Here is a 19,061-nt window from a genome sequence, read left to right on the forward strand (position 1 = left end):
ATTAATTTATAGAACATTTAAAAGCTATGATAAATATAGAAAAAGGTGATATATATGAAAAGAATGGATGAAGGGTTGGCTTTTTTGTTACAGTATGAAAATGTAGCGTGGTATGAGGACGGGAAGGTAAGAATTCTTGATAGAAGAGTTTATCCAAGGGAAGTGCGTTTTGTAACATGTACTACCTATATGGAGGTAGCTTATGCTATCAGAGATATGGTAACTCAAAGTGCAGGACCATATACAGCAGCAGGAATGGGTATGGCATTAGCAGCTCATGAAATAGAATATAAGACAGAGGAAGAACAAATAGAATTCCTCGAGAAAGCTTCTTATGATATATCACATGCTAGACCTACCACTGCAAATCGCATGGGAATCATAACTAATAATTGCTTAGAGGCAGCTAAAAAAGCTTTATTAGAAGGAAAGAGTGCATCGGAAGCTATTTTTAACACTACTGTAGATTCATTGAATAGACGTTATTCTACAATGGAAAAGGTAGGAGAGTATCTTGCAGATATGTTTCCTCAAAATGGGACAATAATGACTCAATGTTTTGGAGAAACTATCATAGGAATGATGCTTAGAGTTGCTAAGAAAAGAAATAATGATATAAAAATTTATTGTGCTGAAACTAGACCATATTTGCAAGGAGCAAGATTAACTGCTAGTTGCTGCAGCCAAATGGGTTTTGATACCACAGTAATAACAGATAATATGGTAGCATATACAATGCAAAATAAAAATGTAGATTTATTTACTTCAGCAGCAGATACAATAGCTAGAGATGGACATATTGCAAACAAAATAGGAACTTTACAAATAGCTATATTGGCTAAATACTTTGGCATACCTTACTTTGTAACAGGAATACCTGATATAGGGAAAAAGAGTGGAGCAGATATAGTGATAGAAGAAAGAGATCCCAAAGAAGTTTTATCATATGGTGGAATTAAGAATACATTAGATACGGTGAAGGGAATATATCCATCTTTTGACATTACACCACCACATCTTATTAGTGGAATTGTAACTGATAAAGGAATATTTTCAAGCTATGATTTGCCAAGGTATTTTGAAACAGAGGTTCAGCAATTTTACTAGAAATTATGCGTAAATTGAAAATGTAACTTCCGGTTTTCTTAAACCTTTGAAGTTGGTCAATTGAAAAACTAAATTCCACTTTGTAAGATTAAATTCCACCTAGGTTAATTAAAATCAAATAATGAGGAAATAAATTCATTAAAATACACTGTATTTTGAATAATTTGGTATAATAATATTAGAAACTGGCTAATTTAATATGATTTTTAGATATAACAAAAAGAGGAGGAAAAATAACCGTTTTTTTGCAAAGGTAAATTCCACCCTTATGTTTTCGGTATATTTGTAAAAAATCATGGTAAGATGATGCCTTTTTCTATGCTAAATTATTTCTTTAGAAGTTCAGGTTTTAACAGTATTTCGTTTGGTGGTATGAGTACTGCACCTAGCTTCTCAAGGATACTATTTCCATAGAGAAAGCTGAATAATTGGTGTGGTGACTGATTGTTCAGTTTTTTTCTTCCGTAAGAATCTATATGGTTCATCATGAGTTTAATATCATTTTGACTATATCCATCAAGACTAGTGCCCTTTGGAATGATTCTACGTATTAATTCATGATTGTTTTCTACTGCACCTTTCTGGTAAGGAGCACCTTCCCACCCTTTACCCCTTCAACACTAGCTATTTCAACAACAGATGTATTAGGATTATTACTCAAATAATCATTGAAATCATTGAATGTACGACCAATGCGGCAAGACTTGTTTACCTTAAAAGAATCATTTAAATTATCATTTTCCTTTTCTAGCTTCTTAATTTTTTGCTCTAGTTCCTTGATCCTTGAGTTTTCATCATCAGCAGGTTCTTTAGCTGCATTTAACCATCCCTTAATGCAGGTTCAGATACATCTAAACTCCTCGATACCTCACTTATGTTTCCGCCTTTTTCTGTTATCATTTTTACTGCACTTGACTTAAATTCTTCATCATATGCAATTATTAAACGTAAATGGATAAATCGCTTTAGAATTAAGAATTACCGCCATGCGTATATTCTTGTGTTTGAATACATCGAAACATTTTATAATACTACAAGGATTCATAGCCATTGCAACTATATGTCACCAAATGAGTTTGAAAAAGCATATTAAGAAGTCAAAAGATCAAATATGATAATTGCAAGTTAAAGTATGGAAGGCTAAATTATATGTTCCAATAGAAGCAATAAATTCGAAAGGACAAAAGCATGAAAGAATTATAACTTTAGGATCAGATATTAACAGTGGGCATATTTTGAAAAACAATTGAATTTATCCATATATAGATTATAATTGAATCATGCGGATAATAAGGGGGAGATTAGGAATGATATGTCCAAAATGTGGGGCTGAAAATCAAGAGGGAAGCTCATTTTGTAACAAATGCGGTACAAGATTAAATGAAATGATTAATGATGCTTTGGAGGACAATAAGATGAAGCAGAGTATTTGTGAGGAAAATGAAGGCAATAAAGAGCAAGATAAAGGTGTGCTTAAAGAAAGAGAAACTGCAAAGAATAACATTGAAAAAAATATGAAAGAATTGCGAAATCCACCTAAAGATTATGAAGAAGCTTATAAATTATTTGTAGATTTATATAGTCTATATGGACAAATTTATAGCCAAGCTATGTCACCGCAAGGTTCATTAATGACATATAATCAAGACATAAATCAAAAATCAAGCGAGTTTAGTCAAATTTATGATAAGATAAAAGTTTTAGAGCCTGATATTGAAACAAAAGCAAAGAAAAAATAATATAATAATAAATGTCTTAAGCTTATACAAAGAAGTATAGGCTTTTTTATTTTTGAAAGGGAGCTGATAAATTTGCAAATAGATGAAAATTTTATATTACAATGCTTAAATGAACCTAATAAAATTCATTATCAAAGGAAAATATACAAAGACTATTACAAAGGTAATCACAGTATATTGAAAAACTATCGCATGCAGGACAGCAGGAGCAATATGAAGCTGGTATTTAATTATCCAAGAAAGTTTACTGATAACGAAACAGGATATTTACTCGGAAAGCCTGAGATTAGTATATAATTTAATTACAAAATTAAGGCAATATTGATATAATAGAATAGATAATTTACAGTAAAATGGAATGATAAAATTACTAGATTAAAAATAATCGATCGCTTAATCGTTCGTTTAATCGCCCGATTAATCAATTGATTAACCGAGCGATTGTTAAAAGAGGCAAAACCTTCGAAGAGGTGATTAGTAAATGTGAAAGTAAGCTAAAAAGGAAAAGATGAAGGTGGGAAAAAACAGAAAAGGTAAAGAATGATATTTTAAGGAAGGAGTAAAATGATATTGAAACTAGAGGCAGTGAGGCCTAATAATTAATAAGTTAATAGTGATATCTCCCATATCGCAAACCTTACAACAACTGTAAGTATTAATTAATAATATTATATTTTATAGTATTATATATAGAGAAAAGTGCAGGGAGGATACGATATGAAAATTTCAGATAAGCTACTTCAAGTTCAGGAAGTGCATAAGACATATGGTAAGGAACAAAATGAAACTGTTGCATTAAAGGGAATTACCTTTGATGTTCTTCCAGGAGAATTTCTTGGAATCATGGGCGCAAGTGGATCAGGCAAGACCACATTGCTTAATTGCATTGCAACCATGCTTAAGCCAACATCTGGGCAAATTTTATTAAGTGGTAAGAATATTTCTTCATTTAAGGGATCACAACTAGCAAAATATAGAGGAAGCAAAATTGGATATTTATTTCAGGAATTTGAATTGTTAGACAATTTAACCGCTAGAGAAAATATTGTTTTACCATTGTCAATACATGGAGAGAATCCTAAAAAGCAAGAGTTACAGCTTCAACAATTAGCAAAACAATTTGATATTGAAGATATATTAAATAAATTTCCTTCCCAAATACCAGGAGGCCAGAAGCAAAGAGTGGCAGCGGCAAGAGCGCTGATTTCCAATCCAAGCATTGTGCTAGCAGATGAGCCAACTGGCGCTTTGGACACCAAAAATGCAAAAAGCTTAATGCAAAAGTTATCTTCCATCAATCAAACAGATGGTGCTACCATTTTGATGGTTACTCATGACGCCAATGCAGCAAGTTTTTGCTCAAGAATCTTGTTTATCCAAGATGGTGTGATATTTCATGAACTCCGAAAGAAAGTACCAGGAGAAACTCAGAATTTCTTCTATGAACGTATCTTAACTGTTATGGCACAGTTGGGAGGAGGCAGCAGCAATGTTCTTTGATTTTATCAAGCGAAATAGTCATAAGACCCGAAAAGAGAATGGGGTTTATTTTGCTTCACTTATTATTTCAATTATAGCTTTTTATGTCATCCTTTCACTTGGTGAACAAGATGTTATGTTATATCTGAAGACCGTTGAAAGTGATGCAGTAGCTAGGCTTTTGCTAATGATTCCCATGCTATACGCGGTTTCGCTATTCTTTGTTTTTTTCTTAGTTTATTTTGCAAATAAGTACCAATTACAACTTCGTAGTCACGAATTTGGATTGTATTTAATGATGGGTATGAAGCGAAGCAAGCTGTTTACAATGATTATGGGTGAAACATTGTGGAATGGCTTAGTAGCCTTGATTATAGGATATTTGCATTGATACTAATCATAGGAATCAGTGGAACTTTCATACTGTTTCGTGGATTGGGAAGTTTAATTGGAGCATGGATAAAACGTAAAGGTAGTTCCTCTACCGGTTTATTTGTATTTACAGGAAGGCAACTTCAAGAAAACGTTCTAAACCAATGGGGTTCACTTGCTATATCATCACTGTTAATCCTTATGGCAATGGTTTGTTTTGCTTATGGTATTTCTACTGCACTAAATAACAGTGCAGCATCTGATAGAACTGTAGACTTCACTTTTAAAGGATCAGAAAAAGAAGTTGTTTCTGTACTGGCTTCCGATAAATTAAAGCCTTACGTAAAGGATTATTATGCTATGAGATTAGACTTTTTTCGGACTTCAGATGTAAAAATATCTAAAAATACAGCTTCATGTATTTTTTCCTGGTCTGAATTAGAAGATTCAATTTCCAAGGAAAAAAATTCAGATGAAAAAGATAATCTATTAAGGGATTTATCTTATCAGGATGGGCCTTATTTAATTTCTCTTTCTAGTTTTAATGCGTTGCTTAAATCTATTAATAAAGCTCCTATTATATTGGGAGATAATGAAGCTGCAATGTATTCCAGTGAAGTATTTTCATACTCTCATGATATACTGAGGAGGGTGCTGCAGTCTAATCCCACAGTTAGTATGGGTGAAAAGCAATATAAATTGGCATCAACATTATATACAAGCAATATTGTTGCAGATAGAGCTATTACTTTTTCATATGCATTGATTGTAACCGATGATGCCTTTAATGCCTTTGCTGAGGGTTCCCAAGATTCATACCTTTGGAATATGGTTTTAACTTCTGATTTTGTCAAGGAAAAAGGTTTAATGCAAGCCATGTATCAAGTAGATGAGCTGCTCAACACATCCGGCTTAGACTATGAAAGTTATCTTGCCAGTATGGGAAGGCAGTTGTTTTATACAGTGGCAGGAAGTTACACCACATTCTATTTAGGTATAATGTTCCTAATCATTGCAAACACGGTGTTGGGCTTAAAGTTTCTTATGCAGCAAAAAAGTACGAGACATAGATATTCCACAGTAGCTATACTAGGAGCAAGTGTTGAATCGCTATGTTCATCAGCAAGGATACAAATTTGGATATATTTTGGTTTAGCTATATCGGTAGCATTGATAAGTTCTATTTTTGGTATTTGGTCCATGCTGGATGCTTTCCCAAATTCAATAAGTATAAATAAGAGTACTAGCACAGTAGTGATTTCTCTTATTGTATTTATAGTTTTTGAACTTTGTTATATTTGGATGATTCAGCGAAAGAGTGATGAGGAAATTAAGAAATTAAAAGAGATAGGATAGAGGGTGGATGTGTGGAAAAGATAGTTATTGTTGAGGACGATGTTTTTCTACGTGAAGAGCTGCAAGATATATTAGAGAAAGAAGGGTACTCTATAGAGTGTATCTCTTCTTTCGATACCCCTGTGGAAGATATTGTTTCAGCTTCCCCTTCATTAATTTTATTGGATTTAAATTTACCAAAGCTATCTGGATTTGATATTTGCCATGTACTAAAGGCTAGGGGAATAGGCCCCATTTTAGTATTGACTTCACGCAATCAACTTCGTGACGAGCTGCATGCATTAGATTTAGGTGCAGATGATTATTTAACCAAGCCCTGCCATCCTAAACGGCTGATTGCTAGAATTCAAAAGCTGCTTCACCTATATGAAAATATGCGTGCTCTATTAGATGCTGGTGATTTTCAGATAGATGAGAAGGCAAATATATTGTATGTTGGTAAGAATTCTATTTCATTATCGGAGAATGAGGGAATTATTATGAAGGCATTGGTTACCAGCTAATAGAAGGTGATTGCCAATGAAGCCAAGTGATTACCTAAATATTCTAAAGGAATCACGCCCTTGGATATTACTTCTTTGCATAAATGATCTCTTTTTCATTTTTCTGGCATGGACAGCATATCCAGAAACATTCAGACTCCTAGTTGGTATCATGATTGTTTTTTCTATAGCCAGCATTATTTTAGGTATGCTGTATGCTTGGAAAGGGAAGGAGAATCAGGATAAAGTCTTTTATGATTTTTTTAGACAGCCTTCATGGGAACATGAGCATGAATTAATAAAAACCATTGGTGAATTACATAAAGAAAAGGTTAAAGTTGTTTCTCATATGGAAGATGTCCCAATTGTGTCAGACAAGAAGGCTCTTCAGTTTATTTTTACACAAATATTTGTTAATGCAGCTAAATACTCTAATGAAAAAATTGATAGCTTTATCTGGCTAAAAACTGGTTTTGACAGTTCAAATAATCGATATTATTTAAGAATATGGGATAATGGTATGGGGGTTCTTAATTCTGACCTTCCTTTCCATTTTCGACAAAGGATTTACAGGAGATAGTCTTAGCCAAAAGCAGTCTACTGGTATAGGGTTGTATCTTGTAAAGAAGTTATGTGATGAATTGCAGATTGGAATAGAAGTTGAGTCTGAGTATGGGAAAGGATTTGCAATTCAGTTTCTATTTCCGGTAATTGAGGATCAGTAGACATTGATGAAATTGATTTGAGCCATAGATTAAGGCTTTTAGTAATACTTATTGTATTAATAGAATTATAATAATAGGAGATAGGCTTATAAGGGGGAAGTAGCTATGACGAATATTGGAGCTGAGAGATTTGAAAAAGTTTTTAATAAATTTACAAACTTAAAGGAAATCAATGAAGGAATTTTGCTGATAGAAAGCACAAATGGAGAGTTCTCATTTTGCAAAGGATATGGCGGGAAGGGGTTAAATTCACCGTTTCTTATGGCAAGTATCACGAAGCTATTTACTACTACTTGCATTTTAATATTATTAGAACAAGGGAAACTATCCTTAGATGATAAAATATCTGAGCATTTTGATAAAAATATTATAAAGGGAATCCATGTTTATAATGGTAAGGATTACTCTTTGGAATTAACAATATCTGATTTGCTGTTTCAGACAAGTGGACTGCCAGATGTGTATTTAGAAGGAAAAGACAGTGTTAGGAGTCGAGCCATTCTAGAGGATTTTTATATCACTTTTATTGACATGATAGATATGGTTAAGAATTTAAAACCTCACTTTGCACCAAGAAAGGGAGAAAAGGCTTATTATGCAGATATTAATTTTGATTTACTAGGTGAAATAATTGGAAATATAAGTGGTTTCAAACTATCCGAAGCATATAAAAACTATATTTTTGAACCCCTTGGGCTATCCCACACATATCTTCCGGAAAATGAAAATGATGGGATACCTCATATCTATTATATGAATCAAGTCATTCACCGTCCTAAGCTTGTGATTAGCTGTGGTGCAAGTGGAGGATGTATTACTACTGCCCATGAATTAATGATATTTACAAAGGCATTCTTTGGAGGAAAATTATTTAACAAAAATATATTTAATAGCTTATCCACCTATAATAAGCTGCAGGTTTCCATGGGACCGATTTATTATGGAGGGGGATATATGCAAATTCCATTAAATGGGGTTATCAGTCTTTTTATGGGGAAAGGTGAACTGATTGGCCATTCCGGATCAACAGGTTCATTTGCTTTTTATTATCCTTTGAAAGAACTATTCTTCGTAGGGGATATTAATCAGATGGCTAAAGCAGCTCTTCCTATCAGATTATCAATGCAACTTGCTATGGCTGCAAAATAACATCTTTTTTTATTTATACATGCTATACCTATTTCCACCGCCTTTATGAACCGAAAAATCAAATAAAATTGACTTCAGAGGCAATTTAGCCTCATTATGTGGGAAATCTCTATTTCTTTGATTAGCGAAGAAATTAGAGATTTTTTTCTCTTCATCACTGATTTATTTATTTTAAAAATGAATATTTAAAATGTAATTTTTTAAAATTACATTTTAATAGTTGCAATAGGACTTCTTTTGTGATATGATTACATCATAGCAAATAAAGTTAATTTTAGAAAGGCACAATATTTTATGAAAAGGTTGAGTGAATTAGTTGAATTAGTAAGTGGGTCGCCTCAGTTTAGAATTACTGAAGTGTTTGATGAGAAAACACCGCTTTTTACTTATTATAGTCAAACAGATTTAACAGATGATTTGGTAGGTATTATCTCAAAAGATGTGGACAATAAACAAGTCAGAACCAACGATAAAGTAAATACCTTATGCCATGGTGATGTGGTGTTTAGTTTAATCACGGGAATTGCAGCCATAGTAGGAAAAGAACATCAGGGATATCTTTATACGCAAAACTACGTTAAGTTATTACCTGGTCATAACATTGATTCAAAGTTTTTGGTTTATCTCATTAATGAAAACAAAACAATCAAGAAACAGTTTGCGTTGGGTCTGCAAGGTTCGCAAGTTTTAAAATACACTCTCAAGCAACTTAAAGAGCTTGAAATACCGAAAATGCCTTCTATAGATAAGCAAAAAATTATAGGACAAGTTTATTTTAATCAGTTAAAGATGCAAGCCCTTAGAAATAGAGTAGCAGAACTTGAAACAAAAATCAGATTATCCCAGTTAGAGGAGGCAAATAGTAAATGAGTGAAGAGCAATTTGAAACTGAATTAATACAATATATTACCAGTGGAACCATAACTAAACCTGAGCACCTAGAAGGAATCAGCGACTTTAAGGTTGGTGAAAAACCTACTTGTTACGGTGCAAAAACAAAGCTATGGAAGTATGAACCAAAAATTAAAACTACAGAAAAGCTTTGGAATAACTTCAAGGAGATCCTTGAACAACACAATCAAAGTACACTTGATCATCCACTAAGTACTGTGGAATTTAATCAAGTTAAAAAGATTATATCTGATATTCAAACACCATATGAAGCTGGACAATTTTTATATGGACTTAATGGTGTATCGCAAATTGAAATTGATTTAGATGACGGTCGTCACGTGTTTTTAACGGTTTTCGATCAAAAACAAATTGGTGCTGGAGATACAGTGTATCAAGTAGTTAATCAAATTGAACGCCCTGCAGTTATTACTGGTAAACAAGATCGTCGCTTTGATACCACACTTCTTATTAATGGTTTACCCATAATACAAATTGAAGAAAAACGTGATACACATGATGTCAATGAAGCACTAAATCAAATGCATCAATATTTAGAAGAAAACCAATATGGTGATATTTTTTCCACTTTACAAATATTAGTGGCAATTACGCCAAATAACGTGAAGTATATGGCCAATACCACGCCGGATAAGTTCAATAAGGATTTTGCTTTTAACTGGCAGCGTAAAAGTGATAATACCATTGTGCGTAATTGGAAGGAATTTGCTGATTCAATGTTAAGTATTCCAATGGCACATCAGATGGCTACTAATTATATGATTTTGGATGGCACAAAAAACAAACAAATGTTAAAGGTAATGCGTCCATATCAAGTATATGCGACTCAGAATGTAATTGAAAATTTAAAGAAGGTTGACTTTGAACTTGGCACAAATAAAGTAGGTTATGTTTGGCATACTACTGGTTCTGGTAAAACTATAACTAGTTTTAAAACTGCATGGCTTGCAAGTCGTATGCCTAAAGTTGATAAAGTTGTCTTCGTAGTAGATAGAATTGCTTTAACTAAACAAACAAGTGAAAATTATAGGGCATATGATCCAGATGCTAGTGAAGATATGATTGGTAGTGTTCAAAATACTTATAATACCAGTGATTTGAGTCGTAAACTAAAGAGTAAAGATAATAATATTATTGTTACTTCTGTTCAAAAGCTTGATACCTTAGTGAAGCGTAAATCTTTTAAAGCACCTGATAAAAATATTGTATTTATCGTGGATGAAGCACACCGTTCAACTGGTGGTGAAAGTTTTGCAAAGATACAAAAGGCTTTTAAAAAATCTGCTTGGGTTGGTTATACAGGAACGCCAATGTTTGATGAAACTACTAGTGGTTTACGGACAGAAGATATTTTTGGACCATTGTTACACGCCTATACCATTCGTGAAGCAATTGCAGATAAAAATGTTTTAGGCTTTAAAGTGGATTTTGAAACAACCATTGATGAAGAACAAATGAAATTGAGATATCTACCAGGTTTTTATCGAGAACATTATCCGAAGTGGACCGAAGAACAGATTCAAGAGAAAATTTATAATCTAAGTCAAGAAGATATGGATGACGCGGTTGAACCAAGTTTTTATGATGAAAATCCAGATCACATCAAGTTAGTAGTTGAAGATATTTTCAAGAACTGGCGAAATCGTTCAAATGGAGGTAAGTATAATGCCCTTTTTACCACTCATGTTGGTGGTGGGAAAGCGAGTACTCCCATGGCAATGATGTATTTCAATGAATTTCAACGAGTAAATGATGAGAATAAGAAGAATGGTGGGCAAACATTAAAAGTAGCAGTTACATTTAGCCAAAACTCATCCAATAATGATAGTATGCTTGCCACTAATCAAGGTTTACATAATGCTATTAAGACCTATAACAAAGAATTTGGTACAAGCTTTGGCATGGATGATGTAGCAGGATATACACAAGATGTTACCAGTCGTTTGAATAAAACTGCTACAGACAAGAACTTCTTAGATATTGTGATTGTGGTAGATCAACTTTTGACTGGATTTGATGCACCAGAACTTAATACCCTTTATGTAGATAGAACACTTAAAGGGGCTGGACTTATTCAAGCCTATTCAAGAACAAATCGTATTGCTGATATGCAAGAAAAACCTTGGGGGCGTATTGTAAATTATCGTTGGCCTGCTCAAAATGAGAGGTTGATGAATAAGGCTCTCGCAATTTATGCTAATAAAGATTCAGCAATTTTATCGGAAGATGAACAGCGTGAATCTAACCAAAAGGCTGGTATTATTGCTAAATCTTTTGAAAATGTATTTAATGAAGTTAAAGAGGTTGTTGAGAAATTAGACAGCTTAACCAATGGGTTTCAACAATTACCACCTTCTGAGAAACAAAAAGAATATATGCTTGATTTATTGCGTGATTATAATGTTGGTATGGCTAAATTAAAGCAATATGCTCCTGAAGAAGCTAATGGAAATACGGTGGGTTTCAATTACGACAACCCAGATGAGTTAGTTGAAAAATTAGGGATGACTAGTGTTCAAGAAGCTATGCTTACTACAGTTTTAACCAATGAACTTAAACAACATATATCAAAAGAAAAGAAAATTCCTTTTTATCAAATTGAATTAAAAATGACTCATGTGAAGGATGTGAAGATAGATTATGATTATTTAACTGAATTGGTGGAACAATTATTAAACCAAGTGCATGAGGGCAAGAGCCAAGAAGCAAAAGCCACCAAGGAGAAAATTGATCAATTTGCCAATGGTTTGGAAGACAGAAATTACGCTGCCAAGGTTATGAATGCAGCAATGGCTATTATAAAAGGGCATTTTCCAACCGAAGGTTTTAATATTAAATATCCAGTAAAATTGAGAGATAGTGAACAAATTATTCAAGCAGCTAACAATGTGAGCATTGATAGAATGTTCTTAGATTTTCGTGTGAAGTGGGGCATTGCAGATATTATAACAAGTGCTCAGATGCGTGAATTATTTAGTCGTCATCATTACGGCTTACAAGATTTAGATGATACTGGTCAAATTCGAGATATAATTGCCCAAGCAAGCGTGAATTATAAGATATTGGCACATGACGAAGATATACAATCCTTATCTAAAATCAAGTACCGTAATGGTTTGCGTGAGGCAATTTATGAATTAGCTGATGATCAGCCTGAAAGTTAAATTATATATAATGATACTTTAAAATTAATTATTAAACTGTTGACTATGAATTGACAGTTAAGATAGGAGACAAAATGGACAAAAACAAAGAAAATGTACCTAAAATAAGGTTTCCAGGATTCACTAGCCCTTGGGAACAGCGTAAGGTTAAAGACATATTCAAAGTAACTCGTGGATATGTTCTTGCAGCTACTGAAACTATGGATAAGAAAACTGATGAAATGCCTTATCCAGTTTACTCATCTCAGACAAAAGATAATGGTTTAATGGGGTATTACAAAGACTTTCTTTATGAAAATGCTATCACGTGGACAACTGACGGAGCTAATGCTGGAACGGTTAATTATCGTGACGGGAAGTTCTATTGTACTAATGTTTGCGGAGTTTTGTTGTCTGATGATGGATATGCAAATAAGATGGTTTCAGAAGCGCTAAATAATATTTCATGTAAGCATGTTTCAAAAGTTGGAAACCCAAAGTTAATGAATAATGTAATGAGCGAAATTGTTGTTTCACTTCCTAAAACTATAGAAGAACAAAACATAATTTCTGATTTATTAAATAGACTTGACAACCTTATCACCCTTCATCAACGTAAGTTAAATCACTTGCAAGATAAGAAGAAAAGTTTGTTACAAAAAATGTTCCCGAAAAATGGAGAATGTTTTCCAGAACTTCGTTTCCCAGGATTTACTGACCCTTGGGAACAGCGTAATTGGGAAGAGACTGCAGATATATCTACAAATATGGTGGATCCAAAGACAGGCAGCTATGATGAATTACCACATATCGGTCCAGGAAACATTGAGTCATTTACAGGGAAAATTTTAGATAATGTAATGAAGGTTAAGGACAGCAATTTGATAAGTGGGAAATTTCATTTTTACAAAGGCGATATAATCTATGGAAAGATTAATCCGCAGCTTGGAAAGTATGCAATTGCGCCATTTGAAGGGCTTGCTAGTGCTGATTCTTATATATTAAATACTAAGAATGGAGTGGTACAAAATTTCTTATATTCTGTACTCCAGACTAATGATTTTTATAAATATTCAGTATCTGTTTCGACTCGGACAGGAATGCCAAAAATCAATCGTGATGAATTAAATGTATATAATTATAAAGCTCCAAAAACAGAGGAACAGACAAGAATAGGAAACCTTTTTGTAGAACTTGACCACCTTATTGTCCTTCATCAACGTAAATTAAATCATATAAAAGAACAAAAGAAATCATTGCTACAACAGATGTTTATATAAACAAATAATTTTAAAAGAGAAAGGAAATAAAGATAATGGGTAATAATTCACAAACAATTACTAGTAAACTTTGGGCTATGGCAAATGAACTGCGTGGCACAATGGATGCGTCAGAATACAAAAACTATATATTGGCATTTATGTTTTATCGATACCTTTCAGAACATCAAGAGCAGTATTTAGTGGGAAATAACGTTATTGATGTTGCAGAGGGAGAGTCTATCAATGATGCTTACTTAAAACAAGCGGCAGGTGAGGATTTAAATGACTATTTACAAGATATTTCATTAAGTTTGGGGTATGCAATTGCGCCAAATGATACATGGGAGTCCCTGATTAATAAAATTAATGATGCACAAGTTATTCCGAGTGACTACCAAACTATTTTTGATAACTTTAATAAAAATGCGGAATTAAATAAAGAAGCAGTGAAAGATTTTCGTGGTATATTCAACGATATTAACTTGGGAGATTCACGTCTTGGAAGTTCTACAAATGAACGTGCAAAATCACTTAACAATATAGTTAAGTTAGTTGATGGAATTGAGTACAAGGGAGAGGATGGAAAAGATATTCTAGGTGAAATCTATGAATACTTAATAGGTCAATTTGCTGCAAGTGCGGGTAAAAAAGGTGGAGAATTCTATACACCTCATCAAGTAAGCAAGATTTTAGCTAAATTAGTTACTAATGGTGTAGAAAAATCAGATGAATTCTTCAATGTATATGACCCAACAATGGGCTCAGGATCCTTACTACTTACTGTCGGACAAGAATTGCCTAATGGTACTCCTATAAAGTACTTTGGTCAAGAGTTGAATACAACAACTTATAACTTGGCTCGTATGAACTTGATGATGCACGATGTACCTTATAATAATATGACACTAAATAATGCTGATACTCTGGAAAGCGATTGGCCAGATGGACCAGATGGAAAGGGGATTGATCACCCACGCAGTTTTGATGCAGTGGTTGCAAATCCACCATATTCTGCAAAATGGGATAATGATAAAACCAAATTAAAAGATCCACGTTTTAGCGATTATGGGAAATTAGCACCATCCTCAAAGGCGGATTACGCTTTTATATTGCACAGTATATATCATTTAAACAACACTGGCACAATGGCTATTGTTTTGCCTCATGGTGTGCTGTTTCGTGGTGCAGCAGAAGGCAAAATTCGTCAAACTCTCATTGAAAAAAATTATCTTGACACGGTTATAGGTCTACCAGCTAATTTATTCTATGGAACAAGCATACCAACAACCATTTTAGTATTTAAGAAGAATCGCAAAAGGAAAGACATATTGTTCATTGATGCAAGTAATGATTTTGAGAAAGGTAAGAATCAAAATAACTTAAGTAATGAAAATATAGATAAAATCATCAATACATTTAAAGAACGTAAAGATGTTGATAAATATGCTCACGTGGCATCAATTGAGGAAATCAAGGGAAATGAGTTTAACTTGAATATTCCGCGTTATGTTGACACTTTTGAAGAAGAGGCTCCAATTGATTTAGATGAAGTAAATAAGCAGTTAGAACAAGATAATAAGGAAATTGCAGAACTTGAAGCAGAGATTAATGAACAATTGAAGATTTTAGGTGTAAAAAATTAGATTTGTTGGTAATGGGGCTGCGGTACTAAGGAATTTATATACAATATATTGTAGTATTTATCCTTAATGCCACAGCCCCTTAATTTACATATTTCTAAATATTTTGACTATTATTTTTAGTATTTTTAGTATTTTTAAATAAATCTTTATTTAACAAATAGGAGTATGCCATTGAAATTAATATGAATATAGGCATTACATACCCTTGAATAGTAGCATATTTTTCCCTTGAAACAATAAGTAAAAATATAACTGGCAGTACTACAGGTAAAATACTTTCCTTTTTATTTTTTATAATGAATGGAGCCATGATTGAGCCGAATAAAGCAGGAATGAGATTGTTAAATGCTGGCTGTATATATGGGTTATTAAATAGTGGCTCTATAAGAGGAGCAAGAAACAACATTCCTAAGAAAACTATAATAACTGTTACAATAGATGAAGCAGAAATGGCGATTATAGACAGCACATCACCTTTTTCAGTTCCTGGTTCACATCCAGCAACTTCTATAGCATTTAGGGCAGCAGGAATTTTAAGATTGCTTACATTCCCAGTTACACAGGCAACATAAAGACCCCCTGCACCTATAATAGGTTCATAAGAGAGATTTTCACAAACAGCCACTGTAGCAAAGGTGATAAACATTGGTACAGCGTTAGCAAAAACTATAGCTACGTTTACGTTAACTTTATAATAAAGCGCTAAAACTACAGGAAGCATAGTAAAACATGTAAGCGCTAACATTACTGTAATCCTTCCAACCCTATGTGTTAATTTTGAAAAATCTTTCATATTAGTTTCCATTATATTAACCCCCTAAGTTATTATTTTAAAAAAAGATTTAGCAAGCAAGCGGAAGCCATTCCAGTAATAATACTTAAAGAGAAAGAAAATTCTTTAAGTGATTTATATTTTTCTGAAAGCTTTCCAAAAATAAGAGAGGCGATACCGGATATAATTAAAGTTGTTATAGATAATGGGTTTTTGACATTGCTTATATGTGGAGCAGTAAATACTCCATACATACCAAGAAACATTGCTGTGGTCATAATTGGAACAACAGCGCTATTTAAGGATTTTACATTTTTAACTTTCTCATCATATTTTTTTAAAAATAAAAGATTAAATATATTACCACCTAGGATAGCTATGCTAACTACCGCTACAATGGCAATAAATACATCAGGTGGAAAGCTGGCTGTAAAGATATTTTCATAGCCAAATGCTTCAGCAGCCATATTGGCAGCCATGGTTTCGTAAGTTGCGGAACCAACTACGCTAAGTCTTAACCATGGGAAAAACTTACCGAGAGCAGGTACTAACATCAAATAGCTGATAATGATGGGAAGTGATGGTATAATAGCAAATATTGAACTGCTTTTGGTAGCTGTCTTCATTTCATCGCTAGTTAAGCCAACATTTTTTCCTCTTTTCCATGCTATTTTCATAAATATAATAGGCTGAATTAAAACTACTAAAATAGTAACACTACATAAAAGTAGCATAATATTACTATTAGCTATAGCTAAATGTTCTTTTGCCATGATAAACCCTCCTAAATTTTTAATTTCATACAAGTTTAAGAGTATAAACAAAAGCTGATACTAAATTTAATATTTTGGTGAGATTTCTGGTGGAATTGGACAAATATATTTTTCACCATTTAAATCATTTTCAAAAGATTCCTTAATTTCTTTTAATATTTGTGGATTTTGTAAAATATCAAAGGCAGATAATGCCATTGTCTTAGCAGCAGTAAGCATGCCTTGATGTGCTAAGTTTGATTTCCCCTGAGCAACAAATTGCCATGAGTGCATAGGAGTTCCGCAAGCTGCACAGGAGGTAGTAAACTGTGCTGTAGGCACTACCCAGCTAACATCCCCCACATCTGTAGAGCCGCTGCCAAGTCCAGTTATATTTTCTATGAATCCATTACAGATGCCAGTTTCCCTGATATGCTCTGCAAGTTTTTTATCTTCAAGCCTAGACAAGAAAGTATCTATAGAAGGTATTGTATCAGTTATAGATTTAGCAAGGGAAATATCCTCATTGGTATAACCATCTATAGGCAGGATCCTTTTCAGGTTTTTCTCTAGTAGCCCTGTTAATGGAATATTTGGTTTGAATTCAGAAACACCAGTATTGAATTCGATTTCTACCTTAGTCCCAGTCATGAGAGCGGCTCCTTGAGCAATCTTACAAACTCTGTTATAAATATCTCTCACTTGGTTTGACTGTGGTGCTCTCATAAGATAAAGTACTGTTGCTTCAGCTTGTACAATATTTGGAGCTGTACCACCGGTATTTGTAACAGCATAATGGAGTCTTGCATCTGAAATAATATGCTCTCTAAGATAGTTAGCCCCTACATTCATGAGTTCTACGGCATCCAATGCGCTGCGCCCTAGATGAGGTGATGCTGCGGCATGGGAGCTTATACCTTTAAAATTGAAATAGGCTTGATTATTTGCTAAACTACTATCCTTCCAAACTATATTTTGTGAGGCAGGGTGCCATGTCATAGCTACATCTACGCCTTCAAAGCAACCACTTCGCACCATAAATACCTTACCTGCACCGCCTTCTTCAGCAGGGCAACCGAAGAATTTTATAGTTCCTTTCATACCTGTTTCTTTTAAGTATTCCTTAATTGCAATGCAGGCTGCTAGAGAACCTGTCCCTAAAAGATTATGACCACATCCATGACCAGGAGCGCCATCCACTAGGGACCCTTTACATGCTATACCACTTTTTTGGCTCATATTTGAAAGGGCATCAAATTCTCCTAAAATACCAATAACGGGATTCCCGGAACCATAGCTGCCAATAAATGCGGTTTTAATGCCTGCAACATTTTTTTCTATGGTAAAATCTTCATTTGCCAAGAAGCTAGAAAGTAGCTCCGAGGATTTTTCCTCCTTAAATTGTAATTCGGCAAATTCCCAAATTTTATCACTGATTTTTGAGAAATCTTTAACTCTGCTATCTAGGAATTTTATTAATGTTTCTTTAGTAATCATAAAAAAACCTCCTACAAATTATTTGAATATTGACACTATATTGTATTTCCTTTATAATAACATTGATTTTCAGCCTAGTGTTAATGCTTTTTAGTTATGTAGTCATAACATTTAGTAATGTGATAAACTACTAAACTTTAGTGTATTCGAAAAACAATAATTAACAATTACTAGGGGTTGTAATAAAAGTGCTTATTTGGATAGAAAAACATTATGAATTTAATTTACTGTATGACAAAAAGGCTTTTAGACACACAATTTTAAAAAGCCGTAGGCTGGTTATTAAATTTAATATAGCTTTGAATTATGCAGCAATGTTATTTAGACATGGGAAAATATCAGAAATTGATACTGGTTTTTCCGAAGCCCAAGCATCTATAAAACAATTAAATGCTCCTAGAAATACTCTTATTATTCTGCGTTCAGCAGAATAAACAATGGCATCTTCAGCATGGAAATCGTTATTTATTCTATCCCAGCATCTTTCAGTGGTAGAGCGCCTTTTATAAAGAACCTTCCATTGTTTAGAGCCTCTTAATATAGGAGTAAAATACCTAGGATTATCCAAAGTTTTTGTGTAATAAGTTTGATTGCTTTTCATTGGGCATTTATCACAATTTTTGCATTGAACAGGAAATAACCATTTGTGTCTAAATTCTTTAGAAACAATT

The 19,061-nt window shown here is 33.5% G+C and carries 19 protein-coding genes and 2 pseudogenes; 15 read left to right on the plus strand and 6 right to left on the minus strand.

Features of this window, described 5'->3' with window-relative positions:
• Positions 1 to 54: 54 nt before the first annotated feature.
• Complete coding sequence (locus CLLI_RS01305) at positions 55 to 1,107, plus strand: S-methyl-5-thioribose-1-phosphate isomerase (protein ID WP_106062456.1); 1,053 nt, start codon at positions 55 to 57, stop codon at positions 1,105 to 1,107.
• A 326-nt stretch (positions 1,108 to 1,433) separates the two neighbouring features.
• Here the strand turns inward: CLLI_RS01305 and CLLI_RS15160 are convergent.
• A pseudogene (locus tag CLLI_RS15160) lies at positions 1,434 to 1,703 on the minus strand (IS30 family transposase); the annotation flags it as partial.
• A gap of 223 nt (positions 1,704 to 1,926) precedes the next feature.
• On the minus strand, positions 1,927 to 2,079 hold the full coding sequence (locus CLLI_RS15070; protein ID WP_423236791.1) for a transposase: 153 nt from the start codon (positions 2,077 to 2,079) through the stop codon (positions 1,927 to 1,929).
• Here CLLI_RS15070 and CLLI_RS15075 point away from each other — a divergent pair.
• From CLLI_RS15075 to CLLI_RS01375, 14 genes are all read left to right on the plus strand, one after another.
• On the plus strand, positions 2,048 to 2,200 hold the full coding sequence (locus CLLI_RS15075; RefSeq protein WP_423236792.1) for an IS3 family transposase: 153 nt from the start codon (positions 2,048 to 2,050) through the stop codon (positions 2,198 to 2,200). The genes CLLI_RS15070 and CLLI_RS15075 overlap by 32 nt on opposite strands.
• A gap of 214 nt (positions 2,201 to 2,414) precedes the next feature.
• Positions 2,415 to 2,846 carry a zinc ribbon domain-containing protein gene (locus CLLI_RS01320; RefSeq protein ID WP_170063616.1) on the plus strand — a complete coding sequence of 144 codons (432 nt, stop codon included), beginning with the start codon at positions 2,415 to 2,417 and terminating at the stop codon, positions 2,844 to 2,846.
• Between the two features lie 72 nt (positions 2,847 to 2,918).
• Positions 2,919 to 3,143, plus strand: coding sequence for a phage portal protein (locus tag CLLI_RS01325; RefSeq protein WP_242975487.1), 225 nt, complete (start codon positions 2,919 to 2,921; stop codon positions 3,141 to 3,143).
• Between the two features lie 426 nt (positions 3,144 to 3,569).
• A complete protein-coding gene (locus CLLI_RS01330) occupies positions 3,570 to 4,346 on the plus strand; it encodes an ABC transporter ATP-binding protein (protein WP_479723239.1) in 777 nt (258 codons plus the stop codon).
• Complete coding sequence (locus CLLI_RS14675; RefSeq protein WP_207655051.1) at positions 4,336 to 4,716, plus strand: FtsX-like permease family protein; 381 nt, start codon at positions 4,336 to 4,338, stop codon at positions 4,714 to 4,716. Before CLLI_RS01330 ends, CLLI_RS14675 begins: the two co-directional genes overlap by 11 nt.
• Entirely contained in the window at positions 4,674 to 6,053 is a 1,380-nt protein-coding gene (locus tag CLLI_RS01335) for an ABC transporter permease (RefSeq protein WP_207655052.1), read from the plus strand. The genes CLLI_RS14675 and CLLI_RS01335 overlap by 43 nt, the downstream gene beginning before the upstream one ends.
• Positions 6,054 to 6,064: 11 nt before the next feature.
• Entirely contained in the window at positions 6,065 to 6,556 is a 492-nt protein-coding gene (locus CLLI_RS01340) for a response regulator transcription factor (protein WP_207655053.1), read from the plus strand.
• Positions 6,557 to 6,572: 16 nt separating this feature from the next.
• Positions 6,573 to 7,115, plus strand: a complete 543-nt coding sequence (locus tag CLLI_RS01345; protein ID WP_207655054.1) for an ATP-binding protein — start codon at positions 6,573 to 6,575, stop codon at positions 7,113 to 7,115.
• The gene (locus CLLI_RS15080) at positions 7,051 to 7,260 is read left to right on the plus strand and encodes an ATP-binding protein (protein WP_423236790.1); all 210 of its coding nucleotides are present in this window, start codon (positions 7,051 to 7,053) and stop codon (positions 7,258 to 7,260) included. Before CLLI_RS01345 ends, CLLI_RS15080 begins: the two co-directional genes overlap by 65 nt.
• 105 nt (positions 7,261 to 7,365) lie before the next feature.
• Positions 7,366 to 8,409 (plus strand): serine hydrolase domain-containing protein, encoded by a 1,044-nt coding sequence (locus tag CLLI_RS01350; RefSeq protein WP_106062461.1) that lies wholly within the window; start codon positions 7,366 to 7,368, stop codon positions 8,407 to 8,409.
• A gap of 294 nt (positions 8,410 to 8,703) precedes the next feature.
• Positions 8,704 to 9,279, plus strand: a complete 576-nt coding sequence (locus CLLI_RS01360; RefSeq protein WP_106062462.1) for a restriction endonuclease subunit S — start codon at positions 8,704 to 8,706, stop codon at positions 9,277 to 9,279.
• On the plus strand, positions 9,276 to 12,485 hold the full coding sequence (locus CLLI_RS01365; protein WP_106062463.1) for a type I restriction endonuclease subunit R: 3,210 nt from the start codon (positions 9,276 to 9,278) through the stop codon (positions 12,483 to 12,485). Before CLLI_RS01360 ends, CLLI_RS01365 begins: the two co-directional genes overlap by 4 nt.
• A 74-nt stretch (positions 12,486 to 12,559) precedes the next feature.
• The gene (locus CLLI_RS01370) at positions 12,560 to 13,744 is read left to right on the plus strand and encodes a restriction endonuclease subunit S (protein ID WP_106062464.1); all 1,185 of its coding nucleotides are present in this window, start codon (positions 12,560 to 12,562) and stop codon (positions 13,742 to 13,744) included.
• A gap of 35 nt (positions 13,745 to 13,779) precedes the next feature.
• Positions 13,780 to 15,369: a type I restriction-modification system subunit M gene (locus CLLI_RS01375; protein ID WP_106062465.1), complete on the plus strand. Its 1,590-nt coding sequence runs from the start codon at positions 13,780 to 13,782 to the stop codon at positions 15,367 to 15,369.
• Positions 15,370 to 15,463: 94 nt separating this feature from the next.
• Here CLLI_RS01375 and CLLI_RS01380 read toward each other — a convergent pair whose 3' ends face one another.
• From CLLI_RS01380 to CLLI_RS14395, 4 genes and pseudogenes are all read right to left on the minus strand, one after another.
• The gene (locus CLLI_RS01380; protein ID WP_106062466.1) at positions 15,464 to 16,174 is read right to left on the minus strand and encodes a hypothetical protein; all 711 of its coding nucleotides are present in this window, start codon (positions 16,172 to 16,174) and stop codon (positions 15,464 to 15,466) included.
• A 20-nt stretch (positions 16,175 to 16,194) separates the two neighbouring features.
• Complete coding sequence (locus tag CLLI_RS01385) at positions 16,195 to 16,914, minus strand: DUF5058 family protein (RefSeq protein ID WP_106062467.1); 720 nt, start codon at positions 16,912 to 16,914, stop codon at positions 16,195 to 16,197.
• 66 nt (positions 16,915 to 16,980) lie between these two features.
• Positions 16,981 to 18,390, minus strand: a complete 1,410-nt coding sequence (locus tag CLLI_RS01390) for a M20 family metallopeptidase (protein ID WP_106062468.1) — start codon at positions 18,388 to 18,390, stop codon at positions 16,981 to 16,983.
• Between the two features lie 304 nt (positions 18,391 to 18,694).
• Positions 18,695 to 19,061, minus strand: a pseudogene (locus CLLI_RS14395) (hypothetical protein); the annotation flags it as partial.

The organism is Clostridium liquoris (assembly GCF_002995785.1).
Taxonomy (GTDB): domain Bacteria; phylum Bacillota; class Clostridia; order Clostridiales; family Clostridiaceae; genus Clostridium_AO; species Clostridium_AO liquoris.

Bases quoted from the DNA above. Each gene is read 5' to 3' on its own strand.
- CLLI_RS01390 (WP_106062468.1), bottom strand. From the start codon at position 18,390: ATGATTACTAAAGAAACATTAATAAAATTCCTAGATAGCAGAGTTAAA.
- CLLI_RS01360 (WP_106062462.1), top strand. From the start codon at position 8,704: ATGAAAAGGTTGAGTGAATTAGTTGAATTAGTAAGTGGGTCGCCTCAG.
- CLLI_RS01345 (WP_207655054.1), top strand. From the start codon at position 6,573: ATGAAGCCAAGTGATTACCTAAATATTCTAAAGGAATCACGCCCTTGG.
- CLLI_RS01380 (WP_106062466.1), bottom strand. From the start codon at position 16,174: ATGGAAACTAATATGAAAGATTTTTCAAAATTAACACATAGGGTTGGA.
- CLLI_RS01375 (WP_106062465.1), top strand. From the start codon at position 13,780: ATGGGTAATAATTCACAAACAATTACTAGTAAACTTTGGGCTATGGCA.
- CLLI_RS15080 (WP_423236790.1), top strand. From the start codon at position 7,051: ATGGTATGGGGGTTCTTAATTCTGACCTTCCTTTCCATTTTCGACAAA.
- CLLI_RS01305 (WP_106062456.1), top strand. From the start codon at position 55: ATGAAAAGAATGGATGAAGGGTTGGCTTTTTTGTTACAGTATGAAAAT.
- CLLI_RS01385 (WP_106062467.1), bottom strand. From the start codon at position 16,914: ATGGCAAAAGAACATTTAGCTATAGCTAATAGTAATATTATGCTACTT.
- CLLI_RS01365 (WP_106062463.1), top strand. From the start codon at position 9,276: ATGAGTGAAGAGCAATTTGAAACTGAATTAATACAATATATTACCAGT.
- CLLI_RS14675 (WP_207655051.1), top strand. From the start codon at position 4,336: ATGTTCTTTGATTTTATCAAGCGAAATAGTCATAAGACCCGAAAAGAG.
- CLLI_RS01320 (WP_170063616.1), top strand. From the start codon at position 2,415: ATGATATGTCCAAAATGTGGGGCTGAAAATCAAGAGGGAAGCTCATTT.
- CLLI_RS01350 (WP_106062461.1), top strand. From the start codon at position 7,366: ATGACGAATATTGGAGCTGAGAGATTTGAAAAAGTTTTTAATAAATTT.
- CLLI_RS01370 (WP_106062464.1), top strand. From the start codon at position 12,560: ATGGACAAAAACAAAGAAAATGTACCTAAAATAAGGTTTCCAGGATTC.